Raw genomic sequence first — 14,759 nt, forward strand, 5'->3', positions numbered from 1 at the left:
TGTGGCAATTATGGTTGCAGCAATGCCGGTAGAAGTAATGCCATCAACGGGATTTGCTGACCATTTTCAAACACCAAGTTTCCGTCTTTTAGCTCAGCTTGCATCTGGTAGCCCTGATCTGTTTCTTGAATCAGCTCCATCACCATCGCTTCATCAATGCCTTGTTTGATAAATGGGTATTCTGTTACCAATCCACTAGAGAAAAAGGTATTTAAGTCACCTGTTAATGCTGGCAATATCATTGCAGGGTTTTGGGTAACATTGCTTGTACCTTTCGGGACCGTAATTTTCCATTTAGACTCAAACTCGCTGTCTTCACTTAACTTCACCGCCATTTTATTCATCGCTAGGTAGAAACCTTTCGAGAATAAGTTTTCTACATATGGAATGGCCGTTTCAATATCAGCACTGGTAAGCATTGGGTTGTTTTGATACAAATTAATCAGCTTCCCGAACGATTCGCTGTCTAAATCACCGAACGCAAGGTCAATAGAAACACTGTCAACCGCTCCATCAGCCGTTAAGAGATCATTTAGATCAACTTTATGCTGACTGCTGACTGTCTTAGCCATTTCATCAAATGAGCTACGGAATATGTACTGACTGTCGTGCATACTAAATAGTGGGGTTTGGTCAGCATTCACCACTGACGCTTCCGTGACTTTAAGAGTCTGTTCACCCAGCCAAAAGCTATTCATTTTCTTACCAGTACCTTGACCGCTCAGACCAGACATCAAGACTTTTTCGCCCGAGTTGAAATCAATCTCAACCGAAGGTACGTCTAAGTCATAGGTAATATCACCTAACACACTTACATGGCCTTTGAGTGTTGATGGCGTCACAGACACAATTGCACCATCCACGCCTTCGCTGACTTGATTCCAAGCACTTAGCTGTAGGTCAAAGTCTGTGTTACCGTTGAGCTGAGTCGTGGTATTCAGCGTCAAAGGAAACTCGGGCATGTCTTGCAAAACAGATTCAGCACTTAAGCTAAATAGGCCATGGCTGATATCACTCTTTACCACAATCTCAGATGGTAAACCGTCAACTGCTAACTGCTCTGCTAACACTGGGTCTAACACCGTATAACGCGTAGTGACTGTCGAAGAGAGATAGCCGCGATCATAGTCGACAATTTCAGCTTTAACTGAGTCCGAAGAAAGGTTCGCAATACCGTCTTGAATCACAGACTGACCAATTTGACCAACCGCAAGAGGCCAACACAATGCAAGTGCAATGGCACCGCCAATGGCACCGAGTTTTTTTAGTTCCATGGTATTCGTTTCTTATATTAAGATTTGTTTCAGTCTACACGAAAAAACATTGAGATAAATCAGTGTATTGGCTTTCAAGCAAAAACAATCAAAAATCTCATATCTAGCTCCCAGTCCCTATCTTAAATAGTTGTTACTGTAACTAGTGTCTGTGTTTAAAGTGTAGCCTACTTGTGAATCAATTTTCCGTACTCTGTTTAGACAGTAACCCGATCAGTATTGAACAACTACGTCGAGAACTTAGTCCTTTCGCCGCCAAGTTCGACTTACATAGTGCCGAAAGTATCGAGGAAGCAAACGCCGCGCTTACCTTTTGCACCGAACGAAAACAGACTGTCGCTTTGGTCATCGCCAGTCATCATGAATCATTCAACGGCGCTGACTTCTTAATTCAACTCGATAAAAACCAACACACTAAGACCGCTAGAAAGATTCTCATCAGTTGTGGCCAAGACATCCAAGCGATTTTATCCGCGGTTAACGACGGTAGACTCGACCACTGTTTGACCAAGCCTCTACAAGATAACTTGGTTCACAAAACGGCGCAGAAAGAACTGACCACTTTCATCATTGAAAACGACAAAGAAAACTTGCTTTCTTATAGTCAAATTCTCGACCAATACCGATTGCTTCGTACTCATATTGACCAAAAAATGCGTCACTATCGTGAAGGGTTTATCACTGACCACCACAGTCTTTCTGATCAACAGTTGGTGGAACAAGTCACTACCGCTCTATTAGATTTCTTCGCTAAAGAAGACGAAACTCGTGCGAAGCGCACCTATTCTTCAGATCATCTTCTGACCACAGAAGGAGAGGAAAACCAGTTTTTGTGGTTCATCACTAAAGGGACAGTCGCGCTTTATAAGAAAGATGAAATAGATGTTCAAAGAGAAGTAGTTCGGCATTCGCAAGGTAATATTGTTGGGGGGATGTCGTTTGTTACAGGGGAGCCCTCCTTTTCTACCGCAGTTACGCTCGCCGAAACCGAGGTCATTAAGCTCGACCGTAAAGTATTCGCGAAGGTGATGCATTCAGACACCTCGCTATTGCCTCTGTTTACTAACCTACTCTTGCGTCATTTTAACCGCCGCCTGCAACGCAGTATTAATACCAAGTTAGAACTGCAAAAAACTCTTGAGTCTTTGGAAGATGCCCACCAACAACTTATTGAGCGAGAGAAGATGGCAATGCTCGGCCAACTCGTCTCTGGTGTGGCGCATGAGCTAAATAACCCGATTGCGGCGATCTTGCGGGGAACTGAAACTCTAACCAATAAGATTCAAACCTTGATTGACACACGCTCGATTGATCAAGTCGGGGACGATGGCATTGCTGTCCTTCAGCTTGGATTAACTCAAAGACCAAAATCAACCGCCGCCGAGCGACACTTAGCAAATCAAGTGAATCAGAAGATCGATAATAGGCGCGTTGCCAAAAAGCTCGTAAAACTTGGACTTGAACAACAAGACCGTTGGTATGATGAAACCAAACAATCTCCAGATGCCACTTTGGAACGCTTAGAACGACTAGAAGAATATTACCTCGCAGGAAGCACGCTGAGATCAATTGGCGTGTGTGCGGGGCGAATCGCCGATATGGTCAAGAGCTTAAAAGGTTATGCCCGACCGAATGATGAGCGTTTTCACGTTGTCGATATTCATGAAGGTATCGAAGACACCTTGGTGATTTTTGAAAACAAACTCAAGTTCCACACCGTTGAGAGAGACTATAACGAACTACCGCAACTGCCTTGTTTGCCTATCGCGTTACAACAAGTATGGACCAACCTGATTTCGAACGCGATTGATGCCTTTCCTGACAAGGGAATACTCACAATACGTACCGAACTTACCCAGCAAGACACTCAACAATGGGCGGTGATTTCATTTACTGATAACGGCTGCGGTATCCCCGAAGAAATCATAGAGAATATTTTCTCTTTAAACTTTACCACTAAGAAAGAAGGCAATTTTGGCCTAGGTATTGGTCTCTCTGTGTGCCAACAAATCATCCATCAACATGGCGGAAAAATAATAGTCGAGTCATGTCGAAACAAGTTTACTCAAATGTCAGTTTGGCTACCGGTTAGCCAAACTCAGTTAACAGCAAGGAGCCATGAATGAACAAATACCTCATTTTATGTGTTGATGACGAACGCGAAGTATTAGACAGCGTCATTCAAGACTTGGATCGTTTTGAAGAATACTTTTTATTGGAAGCGGCAGAATCCGTTCAAGAAGCAAAGCAATTAATCGATGAATGTAACCAGCGAGACATAAAACTGGCGCTTATTGTTTGTGATCACATCATGCCCGACCAAACTGGGATCCAATTCTTAATTGAGTTGAATGAGCATCCCGATACGGCCGCCACTCGAAAACTGTTATTAACTGGGCAAGCGGGCTTAGAAGATACGGTTGAGGCCGTCAATCATTCCAGCCTCGACTTTTACATCGCTAAACCTTGGCGTGGAGATGAGCTACGCCAGGCTGTGAAACAGCAGCTGACCACTTACATCATCGACAACGAGCAAGACCTGATCCCTTGGGCGGCAGCACTGGATACTGAGAAAATATTCGAGGCCGTCGCACAAAATAGAATCAACTACGGTGAATAATCGAACAAAGCTTGGCACGTGTATTGCTTTCTTATATAAATAACGACAAAACAATGACATTTCTATAGTGGCAGTCGCTATGATGCATTATCATGTCGTATTAAACGTCATGGCGCCCGTCGCTAAAGACCAAGGAAATTCACAAGATATAGGTTTATCGTCAATATGCGTAAAACAATCTTAGCTGCAGCACTTGTGCTAGCATCTGGTCAATCATTTGCTCAAACCGACCCAAACAGCCCAGCGGTAATGAGCAACTTTAGTTATGACTACCTAGAAGCTCGTATCGGCGCAAGCCCGGTTACTTTTGGTGCCGCAATGAGCAAGTCCATACACCCAAATGCGCACCTAATCGGCCGTATCGACTCTGAGTTCGAAGGCGATTTCGATGCAGCTGCAGGTTTCGGTTTCCACGCCCCAATCAACAACTGGGCAGATCTTACTGGTGAAATGCTTTTCCGCTTAGTTGATGACGGCGCGGCAAAAGGTACTGACACTGGTATGGAACTGAACCTAGGTGTTCGTCAGTGGTTAGGTCCACAACTTGAAGTTGGTGGTAATGGTGGTTACGTATCAATCGATGACAATGATGATTGGATTGCTTCAGCATACGTACGATTCCACTCTACAGAACTATTCTCTATAGGTGGTGAACTGCGTATCAACGACTACTACGGTGATCAGTTGATGCTCACTACACGCTTTAAATTCTAAGCGTTACTGGCACCAAAAAGCCGAGGTTTATACCTCGGCTTTTTTAATGCAAATCCTTTTGCATCTGAGCATTTTTGTTGACTTGATTAGTGGCAATTCGCCAATAATTGACGCTTGCGCGGTTCTTGAATCAGTTTCCAGTGAATGCCTTCTATCGCTCCGGCAAACTTCCATAATAACTTCACGTCGACATCACTGCCGTATGCCTGTTTAACTCGCGAAAATACCGCTGGGGCACCAAGTTCAAGGAAAGTTTCTACATCTTCTACACCCGCTTTTTTCACCATACGCTCTAGTGTTAGTTGCATATTTGGTAAATCACGTAAGCGTCGGTTTGCTGAAGAGCGCTTGAACTCACGTTGAGAGACTGAAAAAGCGATAGACTGCTCAACCAGTTCAGCTAAGTCTTCATGCTTTGTCGTGAACAGCTCGGTGATATCGTAGTAGTTTACCGTCGCTGTCGTCTGCTTCTTAACGTGACGGTATTTCTCACAGCCAAGCTGATTTAGCTGCTGATCGAGCTTCTCACCACCACGAATAAATATTTTGTCTGCACTTAAAAGTGCGAACATTGCTTCTTCTCTAAACAAACCAGTACCACCAAACATCGAACGCTTTTGGAAATCACCGAATTTTGTCACGTACTGAATAAATTGTTGCTCTGTCATATCCATTGATCCTTAATCTAAAACCCCGATTAGTTATGATCACCAGATAGCAGCAGTTATAAGCGAAAAAATTAAAACTCACTTAAGTTACATTGTTTTTTATTGTTTAACTTAAGCGATAACAAGTAAGATAAATGATAGTTAACGAAACGAAATAAGTCTGTGCATGAATCACATCAACCAGAGATAATTATTGGTTTATTGGGAAGTAAATCACACCTTAATACTTTTGGCATTTATAAAAGGCATTAGCAATTCACCAATAAAATGCTACGAAAAATATCAATAACAATGATCAATCATTTGCTAATATGCACCTAGAAACGTTACACTGTAAACAGTGGCATAATTCTAAAGTTTATATGAATCACCTATCTTTTTATTGGTTGCCAGAAAATGGCGAACTATTGCTTAAAGGCATCGAATCTGAGTTTTTTAGTCTGATTGAGCACTCAATTAGCTCTAGAAAAATATCTCTTCCTCCTATCCCTGACGTTGTTCTAAAGATTCAGCAGCAATGTACTCAAGAATCGACGACGATTTCTGACGTTGCTGACTTACTCCTTGAAGATCCTGGCCTCGCCGCAATTGTTATCCGCGTTGCAAACTCTGTTATTTTTAATCGCCGTAACATTACTTGTACCGATCTCGTAACTGCGGTTTCTAGACTAGGTATTTTGCGCGTTCGCGACATCGTCACAGCCCAAGCAATCGAACAGCTCAAGCATTCCATCAATCTCAGTCAGTCGTGCAATAAAATTCTAATAAAGAGTGCGTCCACCTCACGTGAGCTTGCCGCAACCATGGTATTAGTCGCGCGTGGCTTCAAAGAGAGTCAACAAGCACAATATCGCCATATTGAAACCGATAAAGCACTCCTATGTGGTCTTCTCGCTGATATTGGCTTGTTTTGTATCGTTAACGAGTACCATAACTATCTTGAACAAGGTAACTACCTTGATGAAGATATCGCATTTCAAATCTTCGATAGACAATGCTCGAAAGCGAGTAAACTTGTCCTTGATAGTTGGGGGTTTGATAGCGACTTCCTAGAAGTAGCCTATAACCAAACCCTTCAACCATCAGAATACCTGATCACTTATTTAGATATCGCACGTATTGCTAATCACATTTTGATGTTCCGCCGTAAAGATGAAGCGATAGATGAACATGCTGTCGAAATAGATGTCACTGGCGCGGATATACTGTACAAACTCAGTAATTTAAGTGATAGTGAGTTCAACACACAGATTGATGAACTTATTAGTGCAAGTGGCTTATAACCACTAGACAGGATGTACCATGTTTTCAGGGATGATATTTATCTTTGCCCCATTGGTGGTGGGGTATCTAATTTCTATATCCAAAGAATCAACTCTCGACGCGATAAACGTCACGACCTCTAACCTTATCTACGTTATTTTGTCGTTAATGGGCCTCAGTTTGGCCGGATTGGATAACCTTGGCCAAAACTTGCAGCTGATTCTAAAGACCACTGCCGTTTTCTTCATTTGCCTAAGCCTAGCGAATTTGGCAGTGCTGCCATTTCTCGATAAGTTGATGCCGATTAAAACCGGTGCAAGCAACAAGAAGTTGCCGCTTTCTTCGATGGCGATGGAATCCGCCAAACTCATTTTAGTTGTTGGTAGCGGATTGGTTGTTGGATTAGCACTGCCTTTCGACCTCAGTTGGGTTGATAGGGCGAGTGAATGGATCCTATTTCTGCTACTATTTTTTATTGGTATTCAACTTCGCAACAGCGGGCTTACCTTGCGACAAATCCTACTCAATAAGCACGGCATGATCATTGCGTTAGTCATTATTGTTAGTTCAATGTTTGGCGGTCTTATCTCCGCTCTGATCCTTGATATCGATATCTACCATGGTTTAGCCATGGCTTCGGGTTTCGGTTGGTACTCATTAGCGGGCATTTTGATGGGCGATGCATTTGGCCCAATCTACGGCGGTGCGTCATTTATGATTGAGTTGCTACGCGAACTGGTCGCTCTAATTCTGATTCCACTGTTCATCCGCACTAAGCCATGTACTTCGATTGGTTATGCTGGCGCAACCGCAATGGACTTCACCCTACCAGTCATTCAAACAACCGGAGGGGTGAGATGTGTACCGATTGCTATTGTTAGTGGATTCATACTCAGCCTACTTGTCCCAGTAATGATGCTGTTCTTTGTCTCACTTGCAGGCTAGATCGCAGGAATCAATCAGTAATTTTTCTATTATTGGCCCTTATTTATTAGCCTAAGTTGTTTAGAGTTATCTAAACGGAAAAATAATAAGATTAACTTCAAAAGGAATCATTATGAAACGCATACTCGTTGCATTGCTGCTAGGCACTACCTCTACATTCGCCGCTGCGGCAGATAATTCGTGTCTAGCAAAAAAATATGACGCGTATATCGACGCTTCACTCCACTGGTATGAAGATTTAGCAAGTTTGACCTCTGAGCAATACCCAGAGCTAAAAGAAGTAAGTGATTGGTTCTTAGAAGGCCGAAAACATCACTTCGAGCTAAATCGTGCTGCGGTTCACTATTACTTAACTGAAGATCAAACCAAAGTTGCGACGGCGCAACCAGTCGAAGCATGGCTACAACTGGAACAGAAAGATATTAAGGTACTAGCCTCTCGCAGCGATGAACTGGGTCAACTAGCAAAAGTGACCTTTGGTGACCGCCAAGCAAAACCACATGAGAAAAACTACGAGCTCCGCTCTGCTTTTGCTGATTTACTAAGCCACCCAACCAAAATTGATACCGCCCTTCAGCGTTACAATTCTTCAATTAAGCAGCTAGAATCGATTAAATGTGAGTAGCCCCAGCATTCGAAGGGGCTTTAACAGAATTCTGCGACGGGTGCATTACAAAATCTAAGATTCGTTAATTAAGACGGGACTTTGCTCCCGTTTTCGTTTAGATTGTCGCGCTGCAATAAAAAAGATTAGAGCAATGTAAGCTGTATGGTATCGGAACATAAAACGGCTGATGTGAGCTTCGAGAGTTTACTCCGAATTTTCACAGTACCTGAAGGGCCAGACTCAACGCTAACAAGAATTGAAGAAAAGCTATCGCGCAACTTGAACAAGTTTCTGCGCGAGCACATCGTCGCAGAAGAAAAACCACTGCGAGAGATCGAGAAAGACTTTTCTAATGCTTCAATTCCTGAGAAACCCGAATTTGTTTCAGAGCATACTCAGCATTTGCTAGATTCTTTAGTCTCGCATTCGGTTCACACCTCTGCACCAAGCTTTATTGGTCACATGACATCGGCACTACCCTATTTCTTAATGCCGCTGTCTAAGATTATGATCGCGCTTAACCAAAATTTGGTTAAAATCGAGACTTCCAAAGCCTTCACTCCTTTAGAGCGCCAAGTTCTTGGCATGCTGCATCGACTGATTTACGGTCAAGACGACAAGTTTTATAGTCAATGGATGCACAGTGCTAACCACTCATTAGGGGCATTCTGCTCAGGTGGTACAATCGCTAACATTACTGCACTCTGGGTAGCTCGTAACAATGCTTTACGAGCTCAAGGAGACTTCAAAGGCGTCGAAAAAGAAGGCCTGTTTAAAGCCATGAAACATTATGGTTATGAAGGTCTTGCGGTACTTGTCTCTGAACGCGGCCACTATTCGCTAAAAAAAGCAGCCGATGTATTAGGTATTGGCCAAGAAGGCCTTGTCGCGGTCAAAACAGACAATAACAATCGAATTTGCCCTGATGCTCTGCATGAAAAAATCGTCAAGCTAAAAGCAAGAAACATTAAGCCGTTCGCTGTGATTGGTGTTGCTGGTACAACAGAGACCGGTAGCATTGACCCGCTTAAGTCTATTGCGCAGATCTGCCAACAACAAGATTGCCATTTCCATGTTGATGCCGCATGGGGCGGCGCGACACTGATGTCGAACAACTACCGCCACCTTCTCGATGGTATTGAACTGGCAGATTCCGTCACTATAGATGCCCATAAACAATTGTATATCCCTATGGGCGCTGGGATGGTGCTGTTTAAAAATCCTGAGGCGATGAAATCTATTGAACACCACGCTCAATATATTTTACGCAAAGGTTCAAAGGACTTAGGTAGCCATACGCTTGAAGGCTCACGCTCCGGAATGGCTATGTTGGTTTATGCGGCAATGCATATTATCAGCCGCCCGGGCTATGAACTGCTGATAGACCAAAGCATTGAAAAAGCGAAGTTCTTCGCAGGCCACATCGAACAACAAGATGATTTCGAGCTGGTTTCTGAGCCAGAGCTTTGCCTACTCACCTACCGCTATGTACCAAGTCACATTCAAGCAGCACTCGAACGCTCGTCAGGTAAGCAGAGACAAGAACTCAATGATCTTCTCAATGAATTGACTAAGTTCATTCAAAAACGTCAGCGTGAAACAGGTAAATCTTTTGTCTCACGCACCCGCTTAAACCCAGAGCGCTGGGGACGATTAAATACCATCGTATTTCGAGTTGTTCTAGCTAACCCACTAACGGGTTGTGACATTTTGGGGTCCGTTCTCAAAGAGCAACGAGAAATTGCTCAGCAAGCCCCCAAGCTTATGGCGAAAATTGAACGATTGGTTGATATCATCAATCACTCACTGAGCTAAAACTGAAATTTTCTTTCTAGAAAAGTGTAATTTCTCTATCAATGCTGGCCTCAACGTTTAAATTTTTAGCGATTGACTATCGAATTCTGTAGTTTAACCAAAATTTAGTTTGAGGCTTGTCATATATTGGCCAATTCCCTAGTAGAAAAGTTGCCGCAAACCTTTTGCTTAGGTTTATACTGGCTCCATGGCGCTGGATTGCATTTACTCTTTTAGGGAACAGTTTGTTTCCTATCACTAATTTCGAGTATATCCAGTGAGTTGTTCTCTATACCCTCGTGAACACTATGAACACATTAGAAAAAATTCAAAAGAACCTAGAAAATTTTAGTAAGTCAGAGCGCAAAGTTGCTGAAGTTATTATGGCATCGCCTCAAACTGCTATCCATTCTAGTATTGCTACACTGGCTAAAATGGCTGATGTGAGTGAGCCAACTGTTAACCGTTTTTGCCGTCGTTTGGATACCAAAGGTTTCCCAGACTTTAAACTTCATTTAGCTCAAAGCCTTGCTAACGGTACACCTTATGTGAACCGCAATGTCGAAGAAGATGATGGCCCAGATGCATACACACATAAGATTTTCGAATCTACGATGGCTTGCTTGGATGTGGCGAAGAACAGCTTAGATGCAATGCAAGTTAACCGAGCGGTCGATCTACTGACTCAGGCGAAACGCATTTCATTCTTTGGTTTAGGTGCATCATCTGCCGTTGCAAAAGATGCACAGAACAAGTTTATTCGCTTTAACATTCCAATCACTTGTTTCGAAGACATTGTGATGCAACGTATGAGCTGCATTAATTGTACTGACAACGATGTGATCGTATTGATTTCACATACTGGACGTACTAAGAGTCAGGTTGAGATTGCAAACCTTGCCCGTGAGAACGGCGCTACTGTAATTGCTATCACAGCAAAAGACTCTCCGCTTGATAAAGCGAGCTCTCTGTCTATTTCGCTTGATGTGCCAGAAGACACAGATGTTTACATGCCGATGGCAAGTCGAGTTGTGCAGATGACCGTCATTGACGTTCTTGCAACCGGCTTTACACTACGTCGCGGTTCTGGTTTTAGAGAAAACCTCAAGCGCGTTAAAGATGTCTTAAAAGACTCGCGTTACGACAAGCTGTCACAATTCTAATAAAGCGGAGCATCATGCTCCGCTTTTTCATTTCTATCGAATAATATTGTTAGCTTTTCGAATAACGACTTTCATCTTCAGTCACGCTAATTTTCAATATCCCTGCTGCCTTAGAGGAAGCGATTGTAGGCTCTTCTTCACACGCGCCACCACACTGACACACATGTTCAAGAATATAGCGCAAACGCTCTTTTGTAAGTGGTAGAGGATTACCTTTGATTGCCACCGTCTTTAACGCATCATCTGCGACCATTTCAAACGATGTTGTGCAAACACCGAAAGTATCTAAGGTGGGAATGTTGAGTTTTTCTAGCATCATATTTACCCACAATATTGCATCATTTCGGTGAGCATTGACTCGTCCGGTTAGTATTTGTGCGAGCTTGGTATAGCGACTAAGAACGTCGATACGCCCTGCTGCATTGGCGGCCTTGATATTCTCTGACATCACGTAAGGGGCTAGACGAGCGGTAATGACGCTATGAGGAGCATCGAGCTTGCCTCCGAGCGCTGAAGCAAGGCCGTGAGCCGCACCCAACTTAGCATTAGATATGGCCATTCCTCCTAACATCGCAGCAAAGGAAATATCTGAGCGCGCTTGGCGGTCATCTTGCAAACAGCTAGCAATCATAGATTGCGCCAAACGACGAAGTCCCTCTTCGCAAATCATATCGGTGAGCGGATTTGGCTCTCCACATACATAGGCTTCCATTAAGTGGGTAAATGCATCCATTGCACCGCGTCCAGACAAATACCGATCGGTACCGTAGGTTAAGGTTGGATCGACAATGGCAACATCAGCCAGCATATCAGGGCTACGCAGACTCACCTTGACCCGGTCTTGCCCAGAACGTAACACAGCGTTTTTGGTCACCTCGGAGCCAGTGCTCGCTGTGGTAGGGATAGCGATATAGGGTAGCGGCTTTGATTTCAGTGGTACATTTCGTCCGACTACCTCAACGTAATCATACACATCTCCTTGATTGGGAATCACTGCCGCTAATGCTTTACCCATATCAAGCACACTCCCGCCGCCGATAGCAACCACCATATCTGGCTTAAATTTTCGACCCGCTAATGCCGTCTCTTCAATCATGGTGATGTTTGGCTCCCCATGAATGGAAACATGCTGGTAGCGCATTCCTTGGGATTTCAAGTAGCGTATAATTGGCGTGGCTCTCTCTAAACTTTTGCCTGTCACGAGAAGAACGCTATAACCGTACTGATTTATGACTGACAATGAAGAATTCAAAGCGCCCTCTCCGAAGATAATGCGTGTGGAGGTCATAAATTGAAACATGTCATTCACCCCTTTTCTAAGCCGTAGATTTAGCTTGCACTCTCACAATCAAAATTAACTTGATGCACGGCAACTTGTGAGAAATAACCTCTATTATTGTATGCTTTATCGAGCTAACGCACGTCAAAATCCAGAAAAAAGCATTCTAGGGCTTAAAATTTGTTCGATAGATTTCACCTATTGAAACAACAGGCAAATGCCACTTTATTTCCGACAGTGATTCGTGCATAGTTGCAGTTATCAAATTAAAGGAGAAAGAAATATGTTCGTTGTTATCTTTGGTCGCCCAGCTTGTCCTTTCTGTGTTCGTGCAAAAGAGCACGCTGAAACGCTTAAAGCACAACGCGATGATTTCAACTACCGCTACGTAGATATCCACGCAGAAGGTATCTCTAAAGCTGACCTAGAAAAGACCGTAGGTAAGCCTGTTGAAACAGTTCCTCAAATCTTCGTTGATCAAGAGCACATCGGCGGCTGTGATGATTTCGAAGCATACGCGAAAGAGCACCTAGGCCTATTCGCTGAGTAATCGATTTTTCGAAAAAAGCCGCTTTTAGCGGCTTTTTTTATATCCGCAACACAGCTAATTCATTACATTCGTGTGAATTGAACTGACTAAGTAAACTAATAGTCAATTATAAAATATTTCACTTATCTTTTTGCAATAATCAGATACAATTTGCACACTTAACCAATTCCCTCGGCACAAACAAGTATTGCCCGTGAACATAGACGTCGTACTCCTGTTAGAACAAAACCCCATCCTATTGATCTTCGTTGTCTTGGCTATCGGCCTTGGTATCGGAAAAGTTCGCTTTGGCAACTTACAACTCGGTAACTCAATTGGCGTGTTAATTACCTCGCTAGTTATGGGTCACCTTGGTTTCACCTTCAATGCTGATGCTTTAACGATTGGCTTTATGCTGTTTATTTACTGCGTTGGCATCGAAGCAGGTCCAAACTTCTTTGGTATCTTCTTCAGGGACGGCAAGCACTACTTCATTTTGAGTATGGTCGTGCTTACAACTGCCCTATGTATCACTTATTTTGCTAGCCACCACTTTGGTCTCGATTTCGGTCTTTCCGCCGGTATGATGGCGGGTGCTCTCACCTCGACTCCTGTACTGGTGGGTGCGCAAGATGCTCTTAACTCAGGCCTAGCGACCACGCCAAGAAATATGGATTTTGCTCAAGTCATTGAAAACCTATCAGTGGGTTATGCGATGGCTTACTTGGTGGGTCTGATTAGCATGATCATGTTTGCTAAGTTACTGCCGAAGCTGCAAAAGCAAAACCTATCTGACTCTGCCCAGCAAATCGCTCAAGAACGCGGCTTAGGTAGCTCAGGTCAACGTAAGGTCTATTTGCCGATTATCCGTGCTTACCGAGTCGGCCAAGAGCTTATCGACTGGATCGATGGCAAGAACCTACGTGAGTTAGGCATCTATCGTCAAACAGGCTGTTACATCGAGCGTATTCGTCGTAACGGCATCTTAGCGCACCCAGACGGTGACGCAATTTTGCAGCAAGGTGATGAGATTGCACTGGTTGGTTTCCCTGATAGCCACGCTCGATTGGATCCAAGTTTCCGTAACGGTAAAGAAGTCTTCGATCGCAACCTACTCGACCTTCGCATTGTTGAAGAAGAGATCGTGGTAAAAAGTGACTCTATCGCCGGTAAACGCCTATCAGATTTAAACTTATCTGAGTACGGCTGTTTCCTCAACCGAGTTGTCAGAGCACAAATCGAAATGCCGATGGACCTTGATATCGTTCTTGCTAAAGGTGACGTCCTCCAGGTCAGTGGTGAGAAAAGTCGCGTTCACGGCCTTGCTGAAAAAATCGGTTTCATCTCGATCCATAGCCAGATGGCAGATCTGCTCGCTTTTTGTAGCTTCTTCATCTTAGGCATTATGTTTGGTTTGATCACCATGACATTCGGCCAAGTTTCTTTCGGACTGGGTAATGCGGTAGGTCTTCTGCTATCAGGTATTACACTGGGCTTCTTAAGAGCAAACCACCCTACGTTTGGTTATGTACCTCAAGGCGCACTAAACATGGTCAAAGATCTTGGTCTGATGTTCTTTATGGTCGGGATCGGTTTAAGTGCCGGCGGTAAGATGTTTGAGCACCTGTCACAAGTGGGCCCGCAAGTTATTGGCCTAGCGTTTTTGGTCAGTGTTGTTCCTGTCGTGTTGGCGTACTTGGTTGGCGCTTACATACTCAAAATGAACCGAGCTTTACTGTTTGGTGCCATCATTGGTGCGCGCACTTGTGCTCCTGCTATGGACATCGTTAACGACTACGCAAAATCGACAATTCCAGCATTGGGTTATGCGGGTACTTACGCGATAGCTAACATATTAATGACCCTTGCAGGTACCGTGTTGATTATTTTGAGCTAATCAACC

The 14,759-nt window shown here is 43.8% G+C and carries 13 protein-coding genes; 10 read left to right on the forward strand and 3 right to left on the reverse strand.

The genetic code is table 11. The features are described from left to right. Positions 1-8: 8 nt before the first annotated feature. Positions 9-1,274, reverse strand: a complete 1,266-nt coding sequence (locus tag ACU01J_RS00050) for a DUF945 family protein (RefSeq protein WP_481083872.1) — start codon at positions 1,272-1,274, stop codon at positions 9-11. Positions 1,275-1,447: 173 nt separating this feature from the next. Here ACU01J_RS00050 and ACU01J_RS00055 point away from each other — a divergent pair, with 173 nt between their 5' ends. The 3 genes from ACU01J_RS00055 (at position 1,448) to ACU01J_RS00065 (ending at position 4,608) form a co-directional block, all read left to right on the forward strand. Next, the gene (locus ACU01J_RS00055) at positions 1,448-3,400 is read left to right on the forward strand and encodes an ATP-binding protein (RefSeq protein WP_481083873.1); all 1,953 of its coding nucleotides are present in this window, start codon (positions 1,448-1,450) and stop codon (positions 3,398-3,400) included. Then, positions 3,397-3,894 (forward strand): response regulator, encoded by a 498-nt coding sequence (locus ACU01J_RS00060; RefSeq protein WP_481083874.1) that lies wholly within the window; start codon positions 3,397-3,399, stop codon positions 3,892-3,894. The genes ACU01J_RS00055 and ACU01J_RS00060 overlap by 4 nt, the downstream gene beginning before the upstream one ends. A 165-nt stretch (positions 3,895-4,059) precedes the next feature. Further along, complete coding sequence (locus ACU01J_RS00065) at positions 4,060-4,608, forward strand: hypothetical protein (protein WP_481083875.1); 549 nt, start codon at positions 4,060-4,062, stop codon at positions 4,606-4,608. 86 nt (positions 4,609-4,694) lie between these two features. Here the strand turns inward: ACU01J_RS00065 and ACU01J_RS00070 are convergent, their stop codons facing one another. Beyond that, positions 4,695-5,282: a TfoX/Sxy family DNA transformation protein gene (locus tag ACU01J_RS00070; protein WP_481083876.1), complete on the reverse strand. Its 588-nt coding sequence runs from the start codon at positions 5,280-5,282 to the stop codon at positions 4,695-4,697. Between the two features lie 356 nt (positions 5,283-5,638). On the opposite strand from ACU01J_RS00070, the gene ACU01J_RS00075 reads away from it, so the two are divergent. The 5 genes from ACU01J_RS00075 to ACU01J_RS00095 all read left to right on the forward strand — a co-directional run bounded on the left by ACU01J_RS00075 (position 5,639) and on the right by ACU01J_RS00095 (position 11,048). Continuing rightward, entirely contained in the window at positions 5,639-6,559 is a 921-nt protein-coding gene (locus ACU01J_RS00075; protein ID WP_481083877.1) for an HDOD domain-containing protein, read from the forward strand. Positions 6,560-6,578: 19 nt separating this feature from the next. Beyond that, positions 6,579-7,484, forward strand: coding sequence for a LysO family transporter (locus tag ACU01J_RS00080; protein ID WP_481083878.1), 906 nt, complete (start codon positions 6,579-6,581; stop codon positions 7,482-7,484). 112 nt (positions 7,485-7,596) lie between these two features. Continuing rightward, a complete protein-coding gene (locus tag ACU01J_RS00085; RefSeq protein WP_481083879.1) occupies positions 7,597-8,109 on the forward strand; it encodes a hypothetical protein in 513 nt (170 codons plus the stop codon). A gap of 144 nt (positions 8,110-8,253) precedes the next feature. Continuing rightward, a complete protein-coding gene (panP, locus tag ACU01J_RS00090; protein ID WP_481083880.1) occupies positions 8,254-9,906 on the forward strand; it encodes a pyridoxal-dependent aspartate 1-decarboxylase PanP in 1,653 nt (550 codons plus the stop codon). Positions 9,907-10,193: 287 nt separating this feature from the next. Next, positions 10,194-11,048 (forward strand): MurR/RpiR family transcriptional regulator, encoded by an 855-nt coding sequence (locus tag ACU01J_RS00095; RefSeq protein WP_004414424.1) that lies wholly within the window; start codon positions 10,194-10,196, stop codon positions 11,046-11,048. A 49-nt stretch (positions 11,049-11,097) separates the two neighbouring features. Here ACU01J_RS00095 and ACU01J_RS00100 read toward each other — a convergent pair whose 3' ends face one another. Then, the gene (locus ACU01J_RS00100) at positions 11,098-12,348 is read right to left on the reverse strand and encodes an iron-containing alcohol dehydrogenase (RefSeq protein ID WP_481083881.1); all 1,251 of its coding nucleotides are present in this window, start codon (positions 12,346-12,348) and stop codon (positions 11,098-11,100) included. Between the two features lie 262 nt (positions 12,349-12,610). Between ACU01J_RS00100 and ACU01J_RS00105 the strand changes: the two genes are divergently transcribed. Continuing rightward, complete coding sequence (locus tag ACU01J_RS00105) at positions 12,611-12,877, forward strand: GrxA family glutaredoxin (protein ID WP_004414426.1); 267 nt, start codon at positions 12,611-12,613, stop codon at positions 12,875-12,877. 193 nt (positions 12,878-13,070) lie between these two features. After that, complete coding sequence (locus ACU01J_RS00110; RefSeq protein ID WP_053438175.1) at positions 13,071-14,753, forward strand: aspartate:alanine antiporter; 1,683 nt, start codon at positions 13,071-13,073, stop codon at positions 14,751-14,753. The last annotated feature ends 6 nt before the right edge of the window (positions 14,754-14,759 follow it).

This window comes from Vibrio sp. 2433-A1, assembly GCF_056726085.1.

Excerpts from the sequence above, each read along its gene's own strand:
- panP (WP_481083880.1), top strand. The coding sequence starts at position 8,254 with ATGGTATCGGAACATAAAACGGCTGATGTGAGCTTCGAGAGTTTACTC.
- ACU01J_RS00050 (WP_481083872.1), bottom strand. The coding sequence starts at position 1,274 with ATGGAACTAAAAAAACTCGGTGCCATTGGCGGTGCCATTGCACTTGCA.
- ACU01J_RS00075 (WP_481083877.1), top strand. The coding sequence starts at position 5,639 with ATGAATCACCTATCTTTTTATTGGTTGCCAGAAAATGGCGAACTATTG.
- ACU01J_RS00060 (WP_481083874.1), top strand. The coding sequence starts at position 3,397 with ATGAACAAATACCTCATTTTATGTGTTGATGACGAACGCGAAGTATTA.
- ACU01J_RS00095 (WP_004414424.1), top strand. The coding sequence starts at position 10,194 with ATGAACACATTAGAAAAAATTCAAAAGAACCTAGAAAATTTTAGTAAG.
- ACU01J_RS00065 (WP_481083875.1), top strand. The coding sequence starts at position 4,060 with ATGCGTAAAACAATCTTAGCTGCAGCACTTGTGCTAGCATCTGGTCAA.
- ACU01J_RS00070 (WP_481083876.1), bottom strand. The coding sequence starts at position 5,282 with ATGGATATGACAGAGCAACAATTTATTCAGTACGTGACAAAATTCGGT.
- ACU01J_RS00085 (WP_481083879.1), top strand. The coding sequence starts at position 7,597 with ATGAAACGCATACTCGTTGCATTGCTGCTAGGCACTACCTCTACATTC.
- ACU01J_RS00100 (WP_481083881.1), bottom strand. The coding sequence starts at position 12,348 with ATGTTTCAATTTATGACCTCCACACGCATTATCTTCGGAGAGGGCGCT.
- ACU01J_RS00105 (WP_004414426.1), top strand. The coding sequence starts at position 12,611 with ATGTTCGTTGTTATCTTTGGTCGCCCAGCTTGTCCTTTCTGTGTTCGT.
- ACU01J_RS00080 (WP_481083878.1), top strand. The coding sequence starts at position 6,579 with ATGTTTTCAGGGATGATATTTATCTTTGCCCCATTGGTGGTGGGGTAT.